The organism is Psychrobacillus glaciei (assembly GCF_008973485.1).
In the GTDB taxonomy this organism is placed as follows: Bacteria; Bacillota; Bacilli; order Bacillales_A; family Planococcaceae; genus Psychrobacillus; species Psychrobacillus glaciei.
Genome location: NZ_CP031223.1, coordinates 1730924 through 1755131, shown reverse-complemented (window position 1 = coordinate 1755131; position 24208 = coordinate 1730924). Strand labels below are relative to the sequence as shown.

Genomic DNA, 24208 nt, shown 5'->3' with positions numbered 1-24208 from the left:
TTCTATAAGGAGGAAAATTTGAAATGACTCAAAACCCATTTGGTCAAGCTCAAGGTCAAACGCATCAAAATATGCAAACGGGAAATGTTGCTCAACAAATGAATCATGGTGGGCACGAATTATTTGATGTTCACGAAGTTTTATCTTGTGTGGTAGCTGGTTTAAATTTAAAAACGATACTTCGTCCTCATGTTAAAGACCAAGAATTACTTAGTATGTTAGATCGTCAATACACATTTGGAGTAGATGAATACAATATTATTGTCGAATCTTTCAAAACAGGAAAAGACCCTTCTCACCCAACTTCAAGCTATAAAATGCAAACGGGTAATGACTTTATTTACGGGATTAAAGCTTCACAACCTAAAAAGCCAATGCAAAACGCTAATGAAATTTCAGATGAAATGATTTCCGGTTATTTACTTGGTTCAGCTAAAACTTCTGCAACAACTAAAACTTCTGCAGCTTTAGAAACTACAAATCCAGTCGTTCGTAGAGTTCTTGCAGATTCCATACCAAACTGCATTGAAATGGCTTATGAACTTTCAATTTATCAAAACAAACACCACTACTACCAAGTTCCACAACTAGATCAGCAAACCATGCAGGCATTGCTCAATTCTTTCACTCCTGTTCAAGGACAAACGATGAATAAAGTACAATAAACTTTTCTCGTCCCTAATCAATAGGGACGAGTTTTTATTGTTTCTTCCACAAATTAACGTATAATTTGACCTAAGTACTTATTGAAAGAAAAGGTGATAGACATGCGAGTAGCAATTTTCGATTTTGATGGAACATTGTATGAAAAAGAAACATTCAAACTGCTCATGAATCATTTGAAAGAACATCCCATTTACCGTTCAAATTACAATCGTTTTTACAGAGCAATCGTTCCACCTTATATTGCGAATAAACTAAAGCTTTATCCAACTTCAAAAATGAAAGAACTTTCGATGCAATTATACTTAAAAGCTTTTGAAGGATTATCAACATCTGAAATGGATGCTTATTTTGAGGAACTAAAAGAGAAAATGCAACAACATTTTAATCAAGAGATTCTTTCAAGACTTAAAAAGCATCAATCCGAAAACATACATATATTACTTGTTTCAGGTGCTTATACACAATTTTTAAATCGTGTTACAACAGGAATTTCTTTTGATCATATTATTGGCACAGATATACCTTATAAAGAAAATAGAGTGGATACGCAAACTCGTATTATCCATGTGAATGGTACACAAAAATCTAAAAATATTATAGAAGCTTTAGACGGTAAACAAATTGATTGGGAAAACAGTTATGCTTATGGGGATAGTTACTCTGATTTACCAGTACTGAATCTAGTTGGAAATCCCATTGCAGTAAAACCAGAAGATAAACTGAGAAGTGTCGCAAAAGACCGTGGTTGGGAGATTATTTAATCAAAAGGTGTTATTACATTTTCATGTTGAAATTTATACAATAAAATAGGGAACTCCAAATAATATGGGGTCCCCTTCCAAGTCGAACTTTAGAACCGAGATAATTGGTAAACCTTATATTCATTTATTAATCAAAGTTTTGATTGTATCAATGACTGCACTTGGATCAATATTGTATATGTAATGTGCACTTTTTCCCCCAATAACTAGTTCACTTTGAATAATAACTTTTGAAGATTATTTTCACTTTTTCTTAAAAAAGTTGAACATTTATCGGTGAAAACCATTGCACAATAAATGTTTTTCGTATATTAATGTCCATGATTAGTTCCTTTATTAGTGGATTTGGACAGGTTTACACCTGAACTTATCCATTATAAAGGAATTTTTCTTTGTGTAAATTTTGATTACTGGAAATTTATTTGTTTTTAACGTTACATTAAAATTAATGCAATGCAAGATTTCCCCTTACGTTCTGATTAACTTTATTATATTAAACACATGTGAAGAAAGTAATACCGCTCAAAATTAATATGAGTAGGTTCTTTTTCAACTTTTCTCTTAAAAATACAAAAAGAATCAATTACTAAGTTCAGGGTAAACTATATTTCAAAGAGAATTATATGTCTGGATGCATTTGTTACCATAATACAAACTATTGGAACGAGGTGTATTTGTGTGGATAAGAGTAATTGTGATTTTTCACCATTAAAAGAAAAATTAAAAAAAGGGTTAGAAAGCATTTCGATTGAGGTTAATATTGGCTTAAAAACATTGGAAGAAGATAACTTTTGTCTATTAGGAAAACTTGCTATCATCAAAGAACAATTTGAAAAAGCAGAAGCTATTGCAGCATCATTTTATTTAAACTGTTATTTGTCTCCATTTACTGATAAATATTTTGATATCTCTACTTCTGTCCAACATCTTTCTAATCAAAGACATGGAGCTCTAATTGTGATTGAACGTGAAAACTATCTGGACTCTTTCATACGCCCCGGTACTCCAATAGGAGCTATGTTAACACATTCATTATTAGAATCCATCTTCTATCCCGGAAATCCTCTTCATGATGGGGCTGTTTTAGTGCGTAGTAATCATATATTTTCTGCAGCAAATGTCCTCCCTTTATCGAACGTAGTTGTCGGCGAAAAAAAACTCGGCACACGTCATCGTGCTGCATTAGGTTTATCTGAAAAAAGTGACGCTCTTGTTATCGTTGTTTCTGAAGAAACTGGAAGAGTTTCTTTTGCTATGGACGGTGAGCTCCACCCTATTATTACAACAAGTTCTTTATTAGTCTAAACTCAAAATATTGAAGCCTGGTTTAAGATTCAGGATACCATATTAAACTAAACTCCAACCAAAAAACCTGCCGAGACTTTCTCAACACAGGTTTTTTCGATTAAATATATAAGCCATTCCACTTTAGTTAAGATATTTTTCCATCACCAGTTAGAAAAGGCTCTATTACTAGAAATTAGATTTCTCAGATAATGCATTCTTCAAATTTTCTAATGAATATCAAAACATTTTATCGCTTTTATTAAACATGAAAATATTTTTTGAAATTTATCCGATTCGTCTATAGCCATTCATATTTTTGACATAACATAATATTAAGGATGTAATCTAGTAATCCTTACTATTTATTATAGGAGGTGAAAATATATGGGTAATGGATATGGCGGTAGCTGTGGCGAAAACTATAGCCCTGGTTATAATGGCATGGGTTCATCTTTTGTATTAATCGTTGTATTGTTTATTCTCCTTATCATTGTAGGAGCAACAATGTGGAATAGTTAAGAAGAATAGTAAAAGAATTCTTTCAAAAATACTATTAATCAAAGTTGGAAGTTGATTTTCTTAGAGGATTAGGATAGTTGATGGAATCAATTTACTTCATCAATATTGGCAATCCTTCTATATGTGTTTACTAATTTGTATGCTTCAAATAAGATCTGGAATATTTTGTGATGAGCATCATTTTTTTCTATGAGGTCTTTATTAGTTAACCACAAGGAAAAATGAAGTTACTATTTAGTTCTAGAGTTCCATACAATGTTAGATTCAAACTCATCACAAAACCTGTCGGGATCCACTCTCCACATGTTTTTCCGTTTACTCTTCTCTCTTTTGGACATTATCTTCAAATTAGCCAAATAACATTTCATCTTATGCTTTCCTTTTACTTTAATTATCTCAATTAATAAGTCAAACAAATTCTCAATTCCTAACACATTAGTACAAGTCAATTCAAACTTGTAACATAAATTAATATTAAGGATGTAATCTAGTAATCCTTAAACTCAATATAGGAGGTGGAAATATATGAACTATGGAAATGAAGGTGGCTATGGCGGTGGATCCTATAGCAACACAGGATCTAGCTTTGTATTGATTGTCGTATTGTTTATTCTCCTTATCATCGTAGGTGCTTCTTTTATGAAGACTTACTAATCTTTATGTGTTAAATAATATTTGATTTTTTACTTCATTGAATACTACCACCACGAATAGTAAGGATAAAGGGCAGGTTCAAGCAATCTGCTTTTTATTATGGAACTTTGAATGAAGAAATATTCGATTATCAATATAAGGTTGTAGTTTTTGCGCGGATCCAATGGATTCGTTTGTAATGAGAAATATGGGAAGTCGGGTTGTCGTAAGAGAAAGAATGGGTAGAAGACATATCGGAATGATAAATGGCATTGTTCCGGGAAGAAGTATGTTTATACGCAATCGTTTTAGAAGAATATTTTTGCCTGTCTTCTTAATCGCAACTCTATTTTTAATATAAAATAAACCTAGATAGTGATTAGTACCTCAATATCACACAATTGATACCTTTTCATACCTTCACCTACAACTTTGTTCTTCTATTTGTTAATCAATGTTGTAGGTGAAAATTTTGATAGACCTCATCTCGATAAGTTAATGTTAATTATCATTTGCTTTTCAAAAATATGTTTACTTCCGCATTAAACATTTCTGCCTCTTCTAAAAACGGGTAGTGATGATTTTACATCATGTTTTCCACAAATAGTTAACGTTGGCGTGGAAATAAGCTGCAATTTCTTTGTAACATCAAATATATGCAATTCTCGAGCAAAAAAAATCCATTCTAATTGCAGACATTTTTTTATGGGTATTCTTCGAGAATAATTTATTATATTTGCTTGGATTGTTTAAAGAAAGTGAAGTTCTTTTCTATTCTTCTCCGAGAGATCCGGACATTTCAAGATTTCCAAAAGCTCATCCAGGTAAATTGAAGGTGATATAATTATATATGCAATTATCTGAAAAAGTCATATATTTTCTTACCGCTGCTCCAACGATAACTTTGTATCTTAAATTACAACAAAGTTATATACCATATATTTTCCCAAGCATACCTCCGGTTGAATGTCCTGCAAAACCAGTTATCCAAAACCTAGCGCAGTACGTATTGCTTCTAAATAAAAAAATTGTTTCTCATACTAAGCTCGTAACGCTCATAAGCTTTTTCCGATTTCCACATTCTCTTCAATTCACTAAATATACTTTATGTGTTTTAGTAAAGCTATCTGTAAAATAATCACCAGTCTCATTAATTTCTGAATAGTTATGAGTCACACAAACAGGATCACCCACTCCTTTTATGAAAATTTTAAAGATACCACGAGAAGTAGGTAATAATGTTTCATCCCAATTTGTCATAAAGTTCTCCTTAGGAATTATTGTGACACTATATTCTACATTCAATGAATAATCACCTTCAAAATATTCATAAGATCGTGTGATCTAAAAAGTTAATAGTAACTTTTCGGCAAATCCTTTTATCTACTATAAAGTTTAGAATCGAACATTAATGTTTTTATTTTGTAAATAAGATTTGATCTCAGAAATTGTGTAATCACCATAATGAATCATGGAAGCAACAAGCGCTGCATCTGCTTTTCCATCTGTAAATACTTCTTCGATATGCTCAAGCTTGCCTGCTCCACCTGAAGCGATGATTGGAACATTTGTTTTTTCAGAAAGTAATTTGATCAACTCTACATCATAACCATTTTTCATACCGTCTTTATGGATGCTTGTACAAATGATTTCTCCTGCGCCAAGTTCTGTTGCTTGTTGTGCCCATTCGACAACATCCATTCCAGTTTTTTCATGGCCGGAATGTGTGTATACTTCCCAACGAATAATTTCGTTTTCATCATTGTAAATAGGCATAGCATCTAATCCTAACACAACGCATTGCTTACCATAAATTTCAGCAGCTTCTCGAAGTAACTCTGGTCTCTGAACTGCCGCAGAATTTACACCTACTTTGTCAGCCCCCGCTCGAAGTAAACGTTTAAAATCATCAATTGTTCGTACACCCCCTATAACTGAAAATGGGATAAATACCTGTTCTGCCACTTTGCGAATCCACTCAATTTTTAAATCTTGATTTTTCAATGAAGCAGTTGTGTCTAAATAAATTAATTCGTCTGCTCCATCTTCCGTATACTTTTTACCCAGCTCTGCAGGATCCCCAATAATAGTTGGATTTCTAAACTGTATGTATTTCACCGCTTTATCATTCAACACATCAATTGCTGGAACTATTCTTTTTCTAAGCATTTATATTACTCCTCATTTACAGTAATTTTCTAATAATTGAATACCATACTTCCCACTTTTTTCTGGGTGAAACTGCACGCCCATTACTTGTTGATTACCAATTGCACTTGCAAAGTCAATACCATAATTGGTCGAACCCAATACATCTTTTTCATCCCTTGTTTTTGCAAAATAAGAATGAACAAAATAGAAATCTGTATTGTCAGGTATATCATTAAACAAAAAATGCCGTTGAACATCATTCACTTGATTCCAACCCATATGTGGTATTTTTTCTGAGTACTCTTTAAACTCTGGTACCGTTCCTCTCAGAAAACCTAAACAATCCACATTGCCTTCTTCACTTGATTCCAAAAGTAGCTGCATCCCTAAACAAATACCTAATAGAGAGGTTCCTTTTGCAACCTGATCTCTTAAATAATCGCTTAAACCGGATTCATTTAACACATCCATGGCGACTTTTGCATTCCCAACACCAGGTAATATTAATTTTGTAATCGACTCATCATGATCTGTTGATTTCGTTATGAGTTTAGTTTCATAACCTAAACGAGCAATTGCTTTCAACACACTATGTAAATTTCCTGCTCCATAATCTATTATGCCAATCATGCTCTTGCCTCCATTTTTAGTATGATTTTATTATGCCATCTAAAAGTAAAAAACAAAACAAAAACTTTAGTACACTAGCACATTAAAATCATCTATTGATTATTTTACATGTATATTACAGGTGCCAGGCACCAAAACAAACGTGTTATTCGTGATATTCACGAAAATTAAAACAAACATGAAAATCGTGAATTTCACGTTTTTCATGTTTGTTTGTTTAAAAACAATAAATTATTTTATTTTGTTATAAAATTCGACGAAATTATTTACTACTGAATCCAGAAAACCGATTGTACCTTCGTCTGTTAGTTCGTTTTGCTCATTCATTTTTGTATGAATTGCACCAATATAAACTTCATTATTTGGAAGCAATTTTGGTTGTAGTGTTGGGTTTGAAATGATTTCTCTTAAATGCATTTGTGCACGAACGCTTCCTAGTACGCCCATTGAAGAACCAACGATAAAAGTTGGCTTGTCCTTCATGTCATGACCACTACGAGACATCCAGTCAATCGCATTTTTCAAAGCACCAGGAATAGAGAAGTTGTATTCTGGTACTGCAAATAAAACTGCATCTGCATTGCGAACCTTTATTTTAAAATCCATAGCACCTTTTGGAGGATTTTCTTCAGTATCTGCACTAAACATTTCTACGTCATTAATCGATACGATTTCGATATCTAATTGTTCCGCATAACGATCTTTCATGTATTTTACAAGCTTTAAGTTATAAGATTCTTTTCTGTTGCTTCCAATTATTGCAGCTACTTTAATTGCCATATGTAATTTCTCCTCTTTCCAATTCCATTTAATTAATAAAATACTAATAAATTTTAACAAAATATCACATTTGGTAGTATACCACTAAGTCTAAAAATTATGCTTATACATTGCTCAGAAAAATTTCAACAAAAAAATCGAGTATTTTAATAGAATCGATTGTTACAAAAGCGTTACTGGTGCCAGGCACCAGTAACAACTTTGTAACAATTCTAGACTTCTGATTTGTTACATATTTTAGAATTATCTAAATAGATATGGTAGTTTACCACTGTGGTGTGTTAAAATGTATGAATATTTAATATATTGGAGGTTAGCAATATTATGATGCAAGTAGCAGATATGAAATTAATTCAAGTAGAAGATGTGCTAATTGCGCATCAGTTTTTAAAAGATGTAGTAGTCCACACACCATTGCAAAAAAACGAATATTTATCTGAAAAGTACAATTGTACTGTTTATTTTAAGAGAGAAGATTTACAACATGTCCGCTCTTTTAAACTGAGAGGTGCATATTACAAAATCAAGTCAATTGAGAATGATGCAATTAAGAAAGGAGTAGTATGTGCTAGTGCTGGTAATCATGCACAAGGCGTTGCTTATGCTTGCGCACATTTAGGAATAACAGCCAAGATATTTATGCCCCTCACTACACCAAATCAAAAAATTGATCAAGTGAGAATGTTTGGTCGTGAGTTTGTTGAAATTATACTTTCTGGAGATACATTTGATGATTCAGCACAAAGCGCGACAGCTTATGCAGAAGCAGAAGATCGAATGTTCATCCATCCTTTTGATGATCGGGATATCATCGCTGGACAAGGAACAGTTGCAGTAGAAATTATGAATGATATTGAAGAACCAATTGATTTTGTATTTGGTAGTATTGGTGGCGGCGGATTAATATCTGGGATTTCTACTTATATAAAAAATCTCTCACCTCAAACAAAAATTATTGGTGTAGAACCATCGGGTGCTGCTAGTATGAAAGCAGCTTTAGAAAATAATGGCCCAATTGTTTTAGAAACTATCGATAAATTTGTAGATGGAGCAGCAGTAAAATGCGCAGGGAATCTCACCTATGAAGTTTGCAAGAAATATATAGATGAAATTGTACTCGTTCCAGAAGGAAAAGTATGTACAACCATCTTAGACTTGTACAATAAACATGCAATTATCGCTGAGCCAGCTGGTGCACTCTCTATTGCAGCGCTTGATTTTTATCAAAACCAGATAGTAGGAAATACAGTAGTATGTGTTATTAGTGGTGGAAATAATGATATCGGTAGAATGCAAGAAATTAAAGAAAAGTCTTTAATGCATGAAGGTCTCCTCTACTACTTCATCGTAAACTTCCCTCAAAGAGCTGGGGCGTTACGAGAATTTCTAGATAAAGTATTAGGTCCAAACGATGATATTACAACATTTGAGTACACCAAGAAAAATAATAAAGAAAGTGGTCCTGCATTAGTAGGTATTGAATTGAAACATAGTAATGATTATTTGGCACTTATTTCTCGAATGACTGAGAATGGTTTTTCTTATAAAGAAGTAAACAAAGATAGTACTCTTTTCGAACTTTTAATTTAAGTATATTTCATACAAACACTTGTGACATCAATACTTTCACAAGTGTTTTTACTTTTTTTCTACATATTTTGACGCAATTGTCGAAAATATATTATTCTTCATTCCTAGTAAAAAAATCATTCTTTTGATATAATCATTCTTGTATTATAAATATTCTAATCTAGGGGGAAATCGTCAATGACAGAGAATCAAAACAACAACAAATTGACAACTGCAGCTGGTGCACCTGTAGTGGACAATCAAAACTCCATGTCTGCTGGACCAAGAGGACCGCTACTATTACAAGACATTTGGTTATTAGAAAAACTAGCACACTTTGATAGGGAAGTTATTCCAGAACGTCGTATGCATGCAAAAGGTTCTGCAGCTTATGGTAAATTTACTGTTACTAATGATATTACTAAATATACAAAAGCGAGTATTTTCTCCGAAATTGGAAAAGAAACTGAAATGTTTGTACGTTTCTCCACTGTAGCTGGCGAACGAGGAGCTGCTGATGCAGAACGAGATATTCGTGGATTTTCGATGCGATTTTACACAGAACAAGGGAACTGGGACCTAGTTGGTAATAACACACCAGTATTCTTCTTCCGTGATCCACTTAACTTTCCTGATTTAAACCATGCTGTAAAACGCGACCCACGTACAAATATGCGTAGTGCAAATAACAACTGGGATTTCTGGACTTCATTACCGGAAGCACTTCACCAAGTAACTATCGTGATGAGTGATCGTGGTATTCCTGAAACATACCGTAATATGCATGGTTTCGGAAGCCATACATTTAGTATGATTAACGCTAACAACGAAAGAGTTTGGGTTAAATTCCACATGCGCTCACAGCAGCCTATTAAAAACTTAACAGATCAAGAAGCAGAAGTACTTGTCGGTAAAGACCGTGAAAGTCATCAGCGTGATCTTTTAGATAGTATCGATCAAGGTGATTTCCCTAAATGGAAAATGTATATTCAAGTGATGACAGAAGAACAAGCAAATAATATGCCATATAATCCATTCGATTTAACAAAAGTTTGGTATAAAAAAGATTTCCCATTAATCGAAGTTGGCGAATGGGAACTAAATCGCAACCCTGAAAACTATTTTGCAGAAGTGGAACAAGCAGCCTTTACTCCAGCAAATGTAGTACCAGGAATTAGCTTCTCTCCTGACAAAATGTTACAAGGTCGTTTATTCTCATATGGTGATGCACAACGTTACCGTCTAGGTGTAAACCATCACCAAATTCCAGTTAACCAACCAAAATGTCCTGTACATTCCTTCCATAGAGATGGAGCAATGCGAACAGATGGTAATTTAGGTGGAACGCTTCACTATGAACCAAACAGCTACGGACAATGGAAAGCACAACCTGAATTCAAAGAGCCTGCTCTTGCGATTAATGGTGCAGCATCCATTTGGGACTTCCGTGAAGACGATGATAACTACTATGAACAACCGGGTAAACTGTTCAATTTAATGAGTAGTGAGCAACAACAAATATTATTTGAAAACACTGCTCGTAATATGGATGGCGTAGAAGAACATATTAAAGTCCGTCACATCATTCATTGTTACAAAGCAGACCCGGCTTATGGAAAAGGTCTTGCGGATGCAATGGAAATCCCTTGGGGTAATGTGGAAGCTGCAATGGCTTAATAGTATTTACCGTAAGCTATCCTTTGAATAGGATAGCTTCTTTTCTTAACGAATCAAAAAAAGAACCGCTCCATCAGCCAATAAATGACTTTTTGGAGCGGTAGCATATGTTTTATACAGATAAAAGAGCTCGATCACTTGTCAACTTTTCACCACGAATTCGTTGGAACTCATCCATGAGTTTTTCAATCGTAAGTGATTTTTTTGCTTCTTCATCTACTTCTAAAATAATTTGGCCTTTATCCATCATGATCAATCGGTTTCCTAAATCGAGAGCTTGTTGCATATTATGCGTGACCATAAGGGTTGTGAGTTGGTCTTTTTCCACTAGCTGTTTGGTCAAATTGGTAATCAACGCTGCTCGAGAGGGATCTAATGCAGCAGTATGTTCATCCAAAAGCAATATGGACGGATTCGTAAATGTCGCCATTAATAGTGAAAGTGCTTGTCTTTCCCCTCCAGATAACATACCTACTTTAGCGTTTAATCGATTTTCTAAATTCAAATGTAGTGTTTCCAATGATTGGATGAAGAACTCTCGTCTCTTTTTATCCACACCAATTTTTAATCCGCGCTTTTTATTTCTTGAATAAGCAATTGCAAGGTTCTCTTCTATTGTCATCGTAGGTGCAGTTCCCGCCATAGGATCTTGGAAAACACGTCCAATATACTGAGATCGTTTATATTCGGGGAGTTTCGAAACATCTTGACCATCTATTACTATTTTTCCGAAGTCAGGTGTGATTGCTCCTGAAATCATATTCATCATAGTAGACTTCCCTGCTCCATTACTACCGATGACTGTGACAAAATCCCCAACTTTTAGTTCTAGATTAATTTGATCTAAGGCAATTTTCTCATCAGCAGTTGCTTCATTAAAGATTTTATTGATCGATTGAAGTTTAAGCAAGATCATTCCCCTCCTGCTTTAAGACTTGAATTTCCGTAATCGTTCGCTCCATATGACGTTTTACTTTTCTTCTTTTTTCTCGGCGCTTTTCAAAGTATTGAGGCAATATTAAAGCAGCAATAACAATTATGGCTGTGATTAACTTCATATCACCTGTATCTAATAAATCTACTCGTAGAGCTAAAGCTAACACAATTCTGTAAATAATCGCACCGGATATTACGGCTAGAGTTGTTCTCACAATCGTTTTGGTACCAAAAATGGCTTCACCAATAATAACCGATGCTAATCCAATTACAATCATACCGATACCCATTCCAATATCTGCGAACTTTGCGTATTGTGCAATTAAAGCCCCAGAAAGAGCAACAAGTGCATTTGAAATACCTAAACCAATAATAACTAGATTATCTGTATTTGCAGAAAAACTTCTTATCATTTTTTTATTGTCACCAGTTGCACGAATTGCAAGACCAATTTCGGTTTTCAAAAACCAATCTACAATAAATTTAATAACCAAAACTACAATTGCAACTACTACAATCGTTCCCCAAGTTCCAGGAACATACTGAACACCAATACTTTTCAGAAAGCTATTTATAGAGTCATCAATTCCTAAATTACCCCACCATCCATAAAACAAACTAAACAATGTTTCCGAGTTTAATAGGGGAATATTAGGCCGGCCAATTGAGTTTTCCGCTGTTAAACCCATTATTCGAAGATTAATAGAATATAAAGCAATCATCATTAATATTCCTGAAAGTAAAGGATTTATTTTACCTTTTGTATGTAATAAGCCTGTCATGCATCCTGCTACAAATCCAACCACAATTGCAGCCAACGTTGCGATTAACGGATGATATCCTAATACAATCATCGTAGCTGCTGTTCCAGCACCCGTTACGAAACTTCCATCTACTGTTAAGTCTGGAAAATCTAGCACTCGGAATGTAAGATATACTCCGAGTGCCATAATTGCATAGATGATTCCTTGCTCAACAGAGCCAAATATAGCTGAAAACATAAAGAATCGATCTCCTATCTATTTTACAAATTCCGCTTTCCATTCATCTTTTACTTTTAGACCTAGTATATCAGCGGTTTCTTTATTGATGACAAATCTTAAATTTTGAGGATATTGGACAGGTAACTCTGCCGGTGTACTCTCCCCTTTTAAAATTTTCACTGCCATTTGTCCAGCTTCGTAGCCTATATCAAAATATTCAAATCCGTAAGCCCCTAATCCCCCCCGTTTAACAGAGTCAAATTCACCGACCATCATTGGCAGCTTATGATCATTAGCAACAGACACAACTGATTCAAGAGCCGATACAACCGTGTTATCCGTAATTATATACAATGAATCTACTTTTCCAATTAAAGATTCAGTTGCTTGTTTTACTTCAGCGGAAGTAGAAACAGAAGCTTCCACCACATTTAACCCTACTGCGTTCATTTGCTTTTTAACCGCATCCACTTGTGCACGAGAATTTTGTTCTCCGGCATTAAATACCATTCCAACATTTTTTGCACCTAGTTCTTCTTTCAAAAATTTAATCGTACTTGGTATTGCATCTGGTTGTGTATCCACAGTACCCGTTACATTTCCACCCGGTTTCTCCATAGATTGAACGAGTTCAGCACTAACTGCATCTGTAACAGATGTAAAAACAATTGGAATATCTTTCGTTACGCTCGAAACTGCTTGAGCACTTGGAGTGGAGTTAGCAAATATTAAATCAACACCAGAACTTACTAGATTATTTGCAATCGTCGTATTTGCACTATTATCATTTTGAGCATTTTCCACTTTGTATTCCACATCAATTCCAGCATCTTCCAAAGCCTTTCTAAATCCATCGTATGCTGCGTTTAAAGACGGATGTTCCACAATTTGTGTAACTCCTATTTTGAATTTCTTCGTTTCTCCACTTGAACTTGCTCCTCCATCTGTCTCAGTAGATAAACTTGAATTTTCTTTTCCTCCGCAGGCAGCTAATAAAAGCACTGCACCAATTACCATAAACATTAATCTTTTTATACTTTTTCTCATCTTCTTCCATGCCCCCTAGTAAAACCCCTTACACTAACGATTCAACTCGCTAAAGTGTCAACTTTAAAGATATGTTACACTGCATTCGAAAGATAGTCAATAACATTTATTACAGGTATATTTCAGGTGCCTGGCACCAAAACAAACGTGAAAGTTCGAACTTTCATGTTTGTTTGAACAATTAATTCAATTCTACACACAAAAAAGCATCCGAAGATACAATTTCGGATGCTCTATGCTTCTTTATCAATGGTTACTTTTTTTCGCAAGTTCCGCTGATTTTAATACTTTTTTTATGTTCTCTTCTTATACTGTTGTTTTTTCTTTTTTAATTTGTTTACTTCGAAGTTGTCCACATGCAGCGTCTATATCTGTCCCTTGTTCCATGCGAACTCCGCAGTTAATCCCTTTGTTTTTCAGTGTTTGGAAGAATGCGCTGATGGATTCTTCTGAGCTACGTTGATATTGACCGTGCTCATCTACCGGGTTATAAGGAATCAAGTTTACATAGGACAAATGACGTTTGTTTTCAAGAAGTTTAGCAAGTTGGTGCGCTTCTTCTACATGGTCATTGACATCTCTTAGTAATATATATTCAAACGTAATTCGTCGGTTTGTTTTTTCTAAATAATAATCTACCGCAGCCATAACTTTTTCGATCGGGAAGGCTTTATTAATCACCATAATACGTGTACGAAGTTCATCGTTAGGAGCATGCAATGATACCGCAAGATTTACTTGAATGTTTTCGTTAGCAAAGTCAATAATTTTTTTCGCAAGACCACTTGTAGAAACTGTAATATGTCTAGCTCCAATTGCAAGTCCTTTTTGATCGTTTACAACACGTAAGAAACTCATTAAATTCGTGTAGTTATCGAATGGTTCTCCTATGCCCATAACAACTATATGACTAACTCGTTCACTCTTACCAAGCTGATCTAAATGTTCTTGTACTTTCATAATTTGACCAACGATTTCACCAGAATCCAAATCTCGGTTTTTCTTTAGTAATCCACTCGCACAAAAACTGCAACCTATATTACAGCCAACTTGTGTAGTTACACAAACGGATAAACCATAATTGAATCGCATCAATACAGTTTCAATTAGATTCCCATCTGACATTTCAAATAAAAATTTAATCGTTCCATCAGCCGATTCCTGTTTGACAGACTGTTTTAATGTTTGAATGACAAAATTATCCTCTAATATTTGAAGACAGTCCTTGTTCACATTATTCATTTCTTCAAAGCTCTGTACTCTTTTAATATATAACCAATCCCAAACCTGTTCCGCTCGAAATTTTTTCTGGCCACGTTCTAGTAACCACTCTATTAACTGATCTTTAGTGAGACCATATATTGATTTTTTCATTCATATTCCTCATTTCATTCGTATACAATTCGCCTATTATACTATAAATGTTTACATACGACAATTAATTATATCGGAAATGAAGTTAAAAAGATATTATTTAGTTTTTGAATACCTATGCGATTTATTTCAAGAAGGATTGTGGATTAATTTTGTAAGGCATTGAATAATATACTAATACACTCAACTACTTTTAAAAAAAATATAGTTTTGATATCGAATTGGAGATGTATAGTATGAATAAGACGAGCAAGAAAATTATTTCTCAAAAAAAAAGGCGTGCTTTCTTTAAATTAGCTATATTAATTATTGGTATTTCCGCTTTTTTACCTTCAAGCTTCTTAGGAACAAATCTACTGGATTACAAAGACAATAATAGTAGGGATATGGCTAAGCAGGTAATTAAAATGACTACTGATACGTTTAATAACTCTTTAGATCAACTTCTAATTGTTTCTTACGAAATTGAATCATTAGAGGAGGATGATGGGGAGCTCATTTCGTCCGTAGTGATTGCATACACTGTTTTTGGTGTTCCATATGCAGAAATAATTGCCAACAAAGATGGGGCTTATATAAATAAAAAATTTTTCTTTGATCGATAAGAAAAGGAACTCACTAGGATTTCCTTTTCTTTGAATTAAATGCATACTACTACATTAATGAATTTTCTACCTTATTTTCTCTAATCCAATCACTATAACTACCCACATACAATTGAACATTTTCATAACCAGCTTCTTTTAAGCTTGCATATAGAGGTGCAGCAGTAACCCCACTACCACAATACGCAATAACCGGTTTTGTATTATTCGTTAAATTAGTTAGTTTTTCTATTAAATCTTCTTGCTTCATAAATTTGCCATCCTGCTTAAGCTGCTCCCAATCAAAATTAAGAGCTGTAGGAATATGCCCTGCTACAGCGTCTATTGGCTCGATTTCACCACGGTACCTGATAGCTGAACGAGCATCTACTAATTGAGCATCTACTTCACCTGCAACAATTTTCTTAACCGTCTCTATATCAACGTATAGTTCATCCTTCCAAATCGGTGATACGTTAGAAAGCGTACAACTCAGATCCAAATTGGAAATAGGAAGCATTTTTTTCGCTTCTTCAAACCCTTCACGAAGAACATGTATGTCCGAAAAACCTGCCCATTCCAATAAAAAATATGCTCGTAATGCAAAAGGCGAACCACCTTGGTCGTAGATGACAATCGAATCATCCAAAAATAGCCCAGCTTGCTGAACAAGCTTCGTCATCTTCTCTTTTGAAATCATAGGATGGCGACCAAACTTACTCTCCATATCGGACAAGTCCTTTTCCAAGTCCCAATAGATAGCCCCTTCTATGTGCCCCATTTGATACATATCTCGACCTGCATCACGATTTGTAAGATCAAAGCGAGTGTCAATATACCGGACATCTTTTCCAATTAAATTTTTCAAATCTATAAAAACGTTACTCACCCTATTATCCCCCTTCATTAGAAACACGTTCGTAAATTTCTTTCCATTTTGCAAGTATTTCTTCCTGTTCCAATAATTTTCGTTCGGCCTCAATTTGTGCAACAGATTCACTTAACCACTTTAATCGAACAGATTCTGTTTCCAAATCCACACACTGCTCTACCCACTTAGAAAGTCTCGACTGTTCTTTTTCTATATAAGCCTGTGCCTCTATTTTTGTCTGTTCAGATAAAGCATCCCGCAGTTTTTCTTTTTCATTTTTTTCAAAAAACGATTTCGTATTTCTATAGTAAGATTTGACGTTGTCATATTTCGCTATTTCTTTAAATGGACCAGTGAATTCTAATAAATCCCATTTTTCACTTTCGTGTGGTGTAAATGTAAAGCTAGCATTCCAGTCTTTTAATACCCGCAACTCTTCTTTTTCCAACTGTTTTATTTGTTTTTGAATAAATTGCAGCACACGGAAGTTAGTCACACGCATTTCTTGCTCTAAATCAAATCGCAACATGCCAAGCATATCCTTTAACGCTATTTCTAATGCCACGTTACCCGATTTATTTGTAAATAGCGATGGATTATATGCTTCTTTAAAAAATTCATTGAAACGATAATATACACGTTGAAGAACATAATATAACAAGGTTTCAAGCTCTTGGTTTGCCTCTTTCGCTGTAATAGCAGACATGGAGCCTGCAAAGCGCTTACGAATATTTTGCTCTTGCTCACGCAATTCTTGTAGCCTTGCATCTTTTCTCGCAAGATTTGCTTCCGTTTGTTCGATTAATGTAAACAATTTAGTCTGCTGACGGGTTGCTTCTTCCTCTAATGAGGTTACTGCAATTTGTTTCAAGTCCTTATCTAAAAATCGAAGGAATTCTTTCTCAAATTGCACCATTCCTTCATGTAATGTAGTAGATTCAACCTTTTCTTTTAATGCTTGTAAGCTAGATACACCGTATACTCTTGGGAACCGAATACCGAAACGTTGTAGTTCCTCTTGCACATATTGCTTCACAAGACTTGCTTCCTCTACCGTGTCAGCAAGATCAATGGCATTCACAACAAAAAACATTTTATCCAGTTCAAAAGCATCTTTCACGCGCCCAAGCTGTATTAAAAACTCTCGGTCTGCTTTTGCAAATGCATGATTAAAATACGTAACAAACAGGACGGCGTCTGCATTTCGAATATAATCAAACGCAACCCCAGTATGTCGCGCATTGATAGAATCTGCTCCTGGTGTATCCACTAATGTGACTCCGAGTCTCGTCAATTCACAGTCATAATAAAAGTCAATGAAATCGACAAAACAACTTCTGGATTCTTCTGCCACATACTTTCCAAACTCTTCACCTGATACTCGAAGCACTTTACCTAGTTGATGTTGGAAAGTTGGGTAACCTTTATAAAAAGCGATAATAAAAGATTTATGCACTTCTTCTGCAACAGCTTGATTCATGACAATACTCGCCTGATCAAAGGCATCTTCCAAAGACATAACCATAATTCCCAACTGGCTATAAGCAAAGGCTACATCAACTAATAATTGTTCTTTTGTTTTGAATGCAACATCTGCCGTGTTATGTGGATGTTTTTCTGAAACCGGATGAATTTTATTTATTGCAGCAGTTGTTGGATTCGGTGAGACAGGCAATACATTTGCTCCCATTAATGCATTTGAAAAGCTTGATTTACCAGCACTAAATGCTCCAAATAAAGCAATTGTAAATTGTTGGTTTTCTACCCGTTTTGCTTTTCGCTTAATAATGTCAGCTGCTTCCCGGAAATCTGGTAATTGTTTTAATACTTCTCCAATTCTATTTGCTCTTTTTAAAACAGCATCTGCAGGAAGTATTATCTCATTTGACTCAACTTTTTCCGTAAATGACGTTTGTTCAATCTTCTGTTCCTTTTCCTCTGATGACGGATCAAACTCTGTTATAGAATTCCTGAAAATATGTCGTTCATTTTCCCATTCCAACATCAATTGATCGCGGTCATTTCTCAGCGCTAAGACAGGCGTTTTAATCGCTTGTTCAAACGAATGAAGTTTAAGATCTATTTCTTCTATGGCATGAATTGCCAACATCTTACCATTCAAAATTTGCGTTTTTTGTTCAATCATTTCTGTTTCTTCTAGTGGGTGTTCATGCATAAAACGTATTGTTTTTTCTTTCCAACTATCAGTTTCCACAACAAAAAATCGAATAACAGCATCTCGAACACGATTAGCAAAATGTTGAAGCGCATCTCCCGTTGTACTTGCACCATCATGTAATGGCCCACTAATGAGTGATGATGCAATTTCAAATGCTCTTTCGTCTATTTCATTCGTTCGTTCAGAAGTTAATAGAGAAACATCTTTTAGCATACCTTTCATCAATTGTTTTAGATGAACAGAAATATTAGTAGAAATAACTTTTTCGAGGTATTGTCTTGCCTCTTCTAACCTTCTTTGTCTTTCTTCTTCCGTTTTCTTTTTACTTCCGATAAATCCAACTTTAAAAGAACTCTGCATGCCTTCTGCGTATAACTTAAGGAAATCCCTCATTTCATATGGCATAATCGAGGCATTTTCTAACATAACTTTCCGCTGATCTTCGAAAGTTTTTTTCCAAAGGCTAATATCCTGAAGCTCTGTTTGCTTTTGTGATATTTCTAGTTGTTCTTTTATCTCTTCTTTATTAACCCATTCTTCTTCTGTTAATTGGTCTTCAAACGCCTCTAAGCATAGTGCTTTTTCATCCTCTAAAAAATTTCGATGTTCATCCGATAGTTTCTTTAAAGTAGCATTAGCAGCGGTAAGAAAATAATCATCTTTATTTTGAATGGAATGTTGGACAATTTGTTGCACTTTTGAAAAGTCATTATGAATAAAATTTTTATCTTTTAAAGAAGTGTAGAAAATATCTTTTGGTTCGACTGCCCATGCTTTAAATGCACGCGCAACTGATTGTTTAAAATCTTCAAATGATAATTCTTCTTCTCTATGTTTATCAACTTGGTTTACAATTAAATATACATTCTCATTATAATGAAGTAATTGCTTCGTAAATTGAAAATTAAGTTCAGACTGAACATGATTATAATCCATAACATAGAACACGATATCCGCAAGATGAAGTGCAGATTCTGTCGAAACACGATGTGCATCATCTGTTGAATCTACACCAGGAGTATCCATAACAGTAATTCCTTCTGGCAAATGAGATCCGGAATGGCCAATCTCGATTTGAGAAACGTTATTCCCATCTTTCGAATATTTTTTAACTAGTTGAATATCATATTCTCCGGAAAACTTTACAGGTGCTCTATCCAGAAAGTGCACGAGCGCATAATTTTCATCCGTCTTTTGCACAGTTACAATATTAGCAGAAGTGGGAATTGGGCTTGTTGGGAGCAACTGTTCATCAACTAAAGCATTGATCATGCTAGATTTACCTGCTGAAAAATGCCCAGCAAATGCAATTGTGAACGTCCCTTTTTCTAGTTTCTCTGCAAATGATTTTGCTTTTGCAAAACGTTCATCATCTTTATTTTGTTGGAATAATGTTGCAAGTAACGCATTTCGTTCTTTTATTATATGGAGCTCTTCTATATTCACCATTAAAAAATAATTCCCCTTTATAATTCGACAATATATGTACATCATAGCAAAAATATAATGAACGCAAAAGCGTTCATTATATTTTCTGCGACGAGCTCGCGCAGGAGCACTGTTTCTCATACGCAAAAGCGTTCATTATATTTTCTGCGACAAGCTCGCGCAGGAGCACTGTTTCTCATACGCAAAAGCGTTCATTATATTTTCTGCGAGGAACCTTCGCAGGGGCACTGTTTCTAATACGCAAAAGCGCTCATTATATTTTCTGTGAGGAACCTTCGCAGGAGCACTGTTTTTCATACGCAATAGCGTTCATTATATTTACTGCGACGAGCCCGCGCAAGAGCACTGTTTTTCATACGCAAAAGCGTTCATTATATTTTCTGCGACGAGCCCGCGCAGGAGCACTGTTTTTCATACGCAAAAGCGTTCATTATATTTTCTGCGACGAGCTCGCGCAGGAGCACTGTTTTTCATACGCAAAAGCGTTCATTATATTTTCTGCGAGGAACCTTCGCAGGAGCACTGTTTTTCATACGCAATAGCGTTCATTATATTTTCTGCGACGAGCTCGCGCAGGAGCACTGTTTTTCATACGCAATAGCGTTCATTATATTTTCTGCGACGAGCCCGCGCAGGAGCACTGTTTCTCATACGCAAAAGCGTTCATTATATTTTCTGCGACGAGCTCGCGCAGGAGCACTGTTTCTCATACGCAAAAGCGTTCATTATATTTTCTGCGACGAGCCCGCGCAGGAGCACTGTTTTTCATACGCAAAAGCGTTCATTATATTTTCTGCGAGGAACCTGCGCAGGAGCACAAATCTTTTTATACAACGGGCTTGCGTATTAACATAAAATAGCAAAAAAAGATGACTCCATTTGTCTTTGTTTAAAAAGATCAAATGTAGTCATCTATGATAAATGATTTTATTTAGCTTGTGGGGATGTAGAACGTAAAACATATGCTGTAACCCCAGTATATAACAGAATTGTCGATCCGATTAATAAAACTATCATACAAATCGTCCTTTCAAGTGAATTTGAAATTCATTCTCATTTAAATAATAGCACAGCATTTCGACATTTTCTACATAAAGTATTCATTTAAGATTACTTTTATGCTAAAATTAAGCCATCTTTACTAGATGGAGGGAAAAAATGAGTGAGTCAAAACACATACAAACGGTACTGAATGGCACAATACAATCATTAAAATCTGTAATCCCTCTTCCGATGGAAATTAAATCGCCTTCACTAATGGTTCAACCATTTGAACAAAAAGAAATGGCCGTACTCATAGGAATTATTGGGGATGTAAAAGGACGAATTATTATAGATTCCACCGCAAAATGCTTTTCATCTATTGGTGCAACAATGTTTGGTATGCCATTAGAGGGAGAAATGCTTGAATCATTTACTGGTGAGTTAGGAAATATGATTGCGGGTAATTTATGTACTTCTGTAGCGGGAAATGGAGTTGAAATTGATATAACTCCGCCTACCGTAATCGTTGGAACCACTAAGTTGTTTGGTTTCCAACACGCTTTTAAACTTCCTGTCGAAATAACAGGAATTGGTGAGTTATTAATAATTTTAACTATTGATGAATAATGGTTTCCCTGGACTTTCTATTATAAGAAAGTCTTTTTTTATTGAATTTTTTTATTTTTTTTATAATCTTCACATTTATTTCACATAATCGCTTTCTAGTGTGACATTTCTCACATCTTCTCAGCTTGTTTCTATTTATGATTAAGCACACAAGAACATCATTTACTGGAGGAGGAAAACAAATGTCGAAAAAGCATGAAAAGAGCCTGATTTAAAAGGTACATTGTATTCCGTTGGATTTTTAGGCGCATTTATTTTAGTCACATGGTTCTTGGCATTTTACTTGTTTACGGAACGATTCTAACTTCAATAAGTGAAAGCTTTCAGTGTATTCACAAATTTTATAAGGAGTTAATGGTGGTTAACATTTGGAATTGGATCACTTGTTTTATTTTTAATAGTTGTTGGTTTTAGTGCATTCCATTTCGGTTCTCACCCACCAAGTGCAATAGTGTATGTTGATCCTGAGCGAGTCGATGAGATTGCCCCTTTCAATAACCCAGGTGTTCATAAAGTGGAAGGAAAGGATTGGGATTACGAGGTTGTTTTTGTTGCTTTAGCATTTTACTATAATCCTCCTGAAATTGAAGTTCCTTTAGGTTCAAAAGTTAAGTTTATTGCAACGACAAAAGATGTAGTGCATGGGTTTCAAGTAGCAGGTACAAATATTAACATGATTCTTGAGCCAGGTTATGTATCTGAATATGTAACAACAGTTGATAAATCTGGCGAGTATCTAATATTATGTAACGAATATTGTGGACTTGGGCATGCGACCATGACTTCTATGCTAAAGGTGGTAGAGTAAAATGACAACAATTTCAGATAGAGCAAAAGACTTTGCCAAAGTTGATAAAAGAGATGGAAAATTAGCGCTTGCACATATCTATGTTGCATTTATAGCATTGGCAATAGGCGGGCTTTGTGGCCTTTTACAAACATTAGTCCGTTCCGGTCAATTTACACTCCCTTGGGGAATTACCTATTATCAAATTTTAACTGTGCACGGCGTTTTACTAGGTCTTATATTAACCACTTATTTCATTTTTGGTTTTCAAATTGCTGCAGTGAGTAGAACTTCTGGTACATTAACAGACAAACAACGCTTATTAGGTTGGATTGGTTTTTGGACAATGACTATTGGTACTGCTGCTGCTTCCACAATGGTTTTACTTAATAAAGCATCAGTATTATATACGTTTTATGCACCATTACAAGCCCACTGGATTTTCTACGTAGGCTTAGCTTAAGTGGTTGTTGGGTCTTGGATAGGTGGAGTTAGTAAAATATTGAAATATATGGAATGTCGGAAAGCATACCCTGGGCAACCTAGCCCCCTTCTTACCTTTATGGTTGTAGTGAATTTAACAATGTGGATTATATGTTCATTAGGAGTTGCAGTTGAAGTTGTGTTCCAACTTATCCCTTGGTCCTTAGGCTGGGTTGATAAAGTAGATGTATTACTTTCACGGACTTTGTTCTGGTATTTCGGTAACCCTCTTGTTTACTTTTGGCTACTACCTGCTTATATGATTTGGTATGTTGTCATTTCAAAAGTAATTGGCGGAAAAATTTTCTCTGATTCTCTTGCGAGATTGTCATTTATGTTATTCCTATTGTGTTCGATTCCAGTAGGATTCCACCAGGAATTAGCTCTTTTTGGAAATTCCTACAAGTTGTATTAACTTTAATGGTTGTTATCCCTTCTTTATTAACTGCTTTTTCTTTATTTGCTACATTTGAAATTCGCAGTCGTGCTTTAGGTGGGAAAGAATTATTCGGATGGTTAGATGCACGATTTGTGGTTCCTTTTATCGGAATGGTGGCTTTTATCGCAGCCAGTGCTGGGGGTATTATTAATGCTTCTCATCAAATGAACCAACTAATTCATAATACAGTTTGGGTAACAGGTCATTTCCATCTGACAGTAGCAACTACAGTTATGTTAACTTTCTTTGGAGCGGCCTATTGGTTAATCCCACATCTTACTGGAAGAATTTTAACGAAACAAATGAACCGCCTTGCTATTATCCAAGCGATTGTATGGGCAGTAGGGATGTCCATCATGTCTGGCGCGATGCATATTGTAGGCTTACTCGGAGCTCCACGACGTTCTACTTTTTCTACTTATGGTGATTCTACACAGGCAGCTGAATGGATTCCTTACCAAATTGCTCAAGCTGTTGGGGGTTCTATTCTTTTCATCGGTATAGTATTAGTACTATATATTGTCGCAAACTTATTTTGATTTGCTCCTAAAGGAGAAACAGAGTTTCCTGTAGATGATGTTTCTGAGAATGCTGAAAAAATTCCAATGGCACTGGAAAACTGGAAAATTTGGCTGATTATCTGTATTGCTTTAATATTATTTGCATATACAATTCCAGTTATCGAAATAATCCAAAATGTCCCACCGGTATCTAAAGGTTATAAATTTTGGTAATAAAAAACAGCACTATTCATTATTTATCTGATATATTTGCCAATAATGATTTAGCATA

General features: G+C 35.0%; 22 protein-coding genes and 1 pseudogene. 13 read left to right on the top strand and 10 right to left on the bottom strand.

Going from position 1 to position 24208, the window contains the following annotated elements:
- The first annotated feature begins 23 nt into the window (after window positions 1–23).
- From PB01_RS07905 to PB01_RS20940, 6 genes are all read left to right on the top strand, one after another.
- The gene (locus tag PB01_RS07905; protein ID WP_151699703.1) at window positions 24–665 is read left to right on the top strand and encodes a spore coat protein; all 642 of its coding nucleotides are present in this window, start codon (window positions 24–26) and stop codon (window positions 663–665) included.
- Window positions 666–767: 102 nt separating this feature from the next.
- Complete coding sequence (locus PB01_RS07900) at window positions 768–1427, top strand: HAD family hydrolase (RefSeq protein WP_151699702.1); 660 nt, start codon at window positions 768–770, stop codon at window positions 1425–1427.
- Between the two features lie 678 nt (window positions 1428–2105).
- Window positions 2106–2732, top strand: a complete 627-nt coding sequence (cdaS, locus tag PB01_RS07895; RefSeq protein WP_151699701.1) for a sporulation-specific diadenylate cyclase CdaS — start codon at window positions 2106–2108, stop codon at window positions 2730–2732.
- Window positions 2733–3098: 366 nt separating this feature from the next.
- Entirely contained in the window at window positions 3099–3233 is a 135-nt protein-coding gene (locus tag PB01_RS07890; RefSeq protein ID WP_151699700.1) for a YjcZ family sporulation protein, read from the top strand.
- Window positions 3234–3758: 525 nt separating this feature from the next.
- The gene (locus tag PB01_RS07885; protein ID WP_151699699.1) at window positions 3759–3887 is read left to right on the top strand and encodes a YjcZ family sporulation protein; all 129 of its coding nucleotides are present in this window, start codon (window positions 3759–3761) and stop codon (window positions 3885–3887) included.
- A gap of 178 nt (window positions 3888–4065) precedes the next feature.
- A complete protein-coding gene (locus PB01_RS20940) occupies window positions 4066–4227 on the top strand; it encodes a hypothetical protein (RefSeq protein ID WP_225986205.1) in 162 nt (53 codons plus the stop codon).
- A 725-nt stretch (window positions 4228–4952) separates the two neighbouring features.
- Here the strand turns inward: PB01_RS20940 and PB01_RS21280 are convergent.
- The 4 genes from PB01_RS21280 to PB01_RS07865 form a co-directional block, all read right to left on the bottom strand.
- Complete coding sequence (locus tag PB01_RS21280; protein ID WP_225986204.1) at window positions 4953–5126, bottom strand: hypothetical protein; 174 nt, start codon at window positions 5124–5126, stop codon at window positions 4953–4955.
- A gap of 135 nt (window positions 5127–5261) precedes the next feature.
- Window positions 5262–6035: an imidazole glycerol phosphate synthase subunit HisF gene (gene hisF, locus PB01_RS07875; RefSeq protein ID WP_151699698.1), complete on the bottom strand. Its 774-nt coding sequence runs from the start codon at window positions 6033–6035 to the stop codon at window positions 5262–5264.
- Between the two features lie 12 nt (window positions 6036–6047).
- Complete coding sequence (hisH, locus tag PB01_RS07870; protein ID WP_151699697.1) at window positions 6048–6647, bottom strand: imidazole glycerol phosphate synthase subunit HisH; 600 nt, start codon at window positions 6645–6647, stop codon at window positions 6048–6050.
- Window positions 6648–6878: 231 nt separating this feature from the next.
- Window positions 6879–7427: an NADPH-dependent FMN reductase gene (locus PB01_RS07865; RefSeq protein ID WP_151699696.1), complete on the bottom strand. Its 549-nt coding sequence runs from the start codon at window positions 7425–7427 to the stop codon at window positions 6879–6881.
- A gap of 327 nt (window positions 7428–7754) precedes the next feature.
- Here PB01_RS07865 and ilvA point away from each other — a divergent pair, with 327 nt between their 5' ends.
- Both ilvA and PB01_RS07855 read left to right on the top strand, forming a co-directional pair.
- On the top strand, window positions 7755–9017 hold the full coding sequence (gene ilvA, locus PB01_RS07860; RefSeq protein WP_151702005.1) for a threonine ammonia-lyase IlvA: 1263 nt from the start codon (window positions 7755–7757) through the stop codon (window positions 9015–9017).
- A gap of 177 nt (window positions 9018–9194) precedes the next feature.
- Window positions 9195–10673 (top strand): catalase, encoded by a 1479-nt coding sequence (locus tag PB01_RS07855; RefSeq protein ID WP_151699695.1) that lies wholly within the window; start codon window positions 9195–9197, stop codon window positions 10671–10673.
- A 112-nt stretch (window positions 10674–10785) separates the two neighbouring features.
- Here the strand turns inward: PB01_RS07855 and PB01_RS07850 are convergent, their stop codons facing one another.
- The 4 genes from PB01_RS07850 to rlmN form a co-directional block, all read right to left on the bottom strand.
- Window positions 10786–11583 carry an ABC transporter ATP-binding protein gene (locus tag PB01_RS07850; RefSeq protein ID WP_151699694.1) on the bottom strand — a complete coding sequence of 266 codons (798 nt, stop codon included), beginning with the start codon at window positions 11581–11583 and terminating at the stop codon, window positions 10786–10788.
- Window positions 11576–12610, bottom strand: coding sequence for an ABC transporter permease (locus PB01_RS07845; protein ID WP_151699693.1), 1035 nt, complete (start codon window positions 12608–12610; stop codon window positions 11576–11578). The genes PB01_RS07850 and PB01_RS07845 overlap by 8 nt, the downstream gene beginning before the upstream one ends.
- Before the next feature lie 18 nt (window positions 12611–12628).
- Window positions 12629–13639 carry an ABC transporter substrate-binding protein gene (locus PB01_RS07840; RefSeq protein WP_151699692.1) on the bottom strand — a complete coding sequence of 337 codons (1011 nt, stop codon included), beginning with the start codon at window positions 13637–13639 and terminating at the stop codon, window positions 12629–12631.
- Between the two features lie 306 nt (window positions 13640–13945).
- The gene (gene rlmN, locus PB01_RS07835; RefSeq protein ID WP_151699691.1) at window positions 13946–15013 is read right to left on the bottom strand and encodes a dual-specificity RNA methyltransferase RlmN; all 1068 of its coding nucleotides are present in this window, start codon (window positions 15011–15013) and stop codon (window positions 13946–13948) included.
- Window positions 15014–15249: 236 nt separating this feature from the next.
- On the opposite strand from rlmN, the gene PB01_RS07830 reads away from it, so the two are divergent.
- Complete coding sequence (locus PB01_RS07830) at window positions 15250–15618, top strand: hypothetical protein (RefSeq protein WP_151699690.1); 369 nt, start codon at window positions 15250–15252, stop codon at window positions 15616–15618.
- 49 nt (window positions 15619–15667) lie between these two features.
- Here PB01_RS07830 and PB01_RS07825 read toward each other — a convergent pair whose 3' ends face one another.
- Together PB01_RS07825 and PB01_RS07820 are read right to left on the bottom strand one after the other, a co-directional pair.
- Window positions 15668–16486, bottom strand: a complete 819-nt coding sequence (locus PB01_RS07825; protein WP_225986203.1) for a sulfurtransferase — start codon at window positions 16484–16486, stop codon at window positions 15668–15670.
- 4 nt (window positions 16487–16490) lie between these two features.
- A complete protein-coding gene (locus PB01_RS07820) occupies window positions 16491–20096 on the bottom strand; it encodes a dynamin family protein (protein WP_151699688.1) in 3606 nt (1201 codons plus the stop codon).
- Between the two features lie 1158 nt (window positions 20097–21254).
- Between PB01_RS07820 and PB01_RS07815 the strand changes: the two genes are divergently transcribed.
- From PB01_RS07815 to PB01_RS07800, 4 genes and pseudogenes are all read left to right on the top strand, one after another.
- Entirely contained in the window at window positions 21255–21707 is a 453-nt protein-coding gene (locus PB01_RS07815) for a chemotaxis protein CheX (protein ID WP_151699687.1), read from the top strand.
- Between the two features lie 223 nt (window positions 21708–21930).
- Window positions 21931–22011 carry a cytochrome c oxidase subunit 2A gene (locus tag PB01_RS07810; protein WP_151702004.1) on the top strand — a complete coding sequence of 27 codons (81 nt, stop codon included), beginning with the start codon at window positions 21931–21933 and terminating at the stop codon, window positions 22009–22011.
- Window positions 22012–22080: 69 nt separating this feature from the next.
- Window positions 22081–22515, top strand: coding sequence for a cupredoxin domain-containing protein (locus PB01_RS21745; RefSeq protein WP_151699686.1), 435 nt, complete (start codon window positions 22081–22083; stop codon window positions 22513–22515).
- A gap of 1 nt (window position 22516) precedes the next feature.
- Window positions 22517–24150: pseudogene (locus PB01_RS07800) on the top strand (b(o/a)3-type cytochrome-c oxidase subunit 1).
- The last annotated feature ends 58 nt before the right edge of the window (window positions 24151–24208 follow it).

Coding starts and splice junctions, on each gene's coding strand:
- PB01_RS07820 (WP_151699688.1), bottom strand. CDS start 20,096: ATGGTGAATATAGAAGAGCTCCATATAATAAAAGAACGAAATGCGTTA.
- PB01_RS07830 (WP_151699690.1), top strand. CDS start 15,250: ATGAATAAGACGAGCAAGAAAATTATTTCTCAAAAAAAAAGGCGTGCT.
- hisH (WP_151699697.1), bottom strand. CDS start 6,647: ATGATTGGCATAATAGATTATGGAGCAGGAAATTTACATAGTGTGTTG.
- PB01_RS07885 (WP_151699699.1), top strand. CDS start 3,759: ATGAACTATGGAAATGAAGGTGGCTATGGCGGTGGATCCTATAGCAAC.
- PB01_RS07855 (WP_151699695.1), top strand. CDS start 9,195: ATGACAGAGAATCAAAACAACAACAAATTGACAACTGCAGCTGGTGCA.
- PB01_RS07900 (WP_151699702.1), top strand. CDS start 768: ATGCGAGTAGCAATTTTCGATTTTGATGGAACATTGTATGAAAAAGAA.
- PB01_RS07890 (WP_151699700.1), top strand. CDS start 3,099: ATGGGTAATGGATATGGCGGTAGCTGTGGCGAAAACTATAGCCCTGGT.
- PB01_RS07905 (WP_151699703.1), top strand. CDS start 24: ATGACTCAAAACCCATTTGGTCAAGCTCAAGGTCAAACGCATCAAAAT.
- ilvA (WP_151702005.1), top strand. CDS start 7,755: ATGCAAGTAGCAGATATGAAATTAATTCAAGTAGAAGATGTGCTAATT.
- hisF (WP_151699698.1), bottom strand. CDS start 6,035: ATGCTTAGAAAAAGAATAGTTCCAGCAATTGATGTGTTGAATGATAAA.
- PB01_RS07865 (WP_151699696.1), bottom strand. CDS start 7,427: ATGGCAATTAAAGTAGCTGCAATAATTGGAAGCAACAGAAAAGAATCT.
- PB01_RS07840 (WP_151699692.1), bottom strand. CDS start 13,639: ATGAGAAAAAGTATAAAAAGATTAATGTTTATGGTAATTGGTGCAGTG.
- rlmN (WP_151699691.1), bottom strand. CDS start 15,013: ATGAAAAAATCAATATATGGTCTCACTAAAGATCAGTTAATAGAGTGG.
- PB01_RS21280 (WP_225986204.1), bottom strand. CDS start 5,126: ATGACAAATTGGGATGAAACATTATTACCTACTTCTCGTGGTATCTTT.
- PB01_RS07815 (WP_151699687.1), top strand. CDS start 21,255: ATGAGTGAGTCAAAACACATACAAACGGTACTGAATGGCACAATACAA.
- PB01_RS20940 (WP_225986205.1), top strand. CDS start 4,066: ATGAGAAATATGGGAAGTCGGGTTGTCGTAAGAGAAAGAATGGGTAGA.
- PB01_RS07845 (WP_151699693.1), bottom strand. CDS start 12,610: ATGTTTTCAGCTATATTTGGCTCTGTTGAGCAAGGAATCATCTATGCA.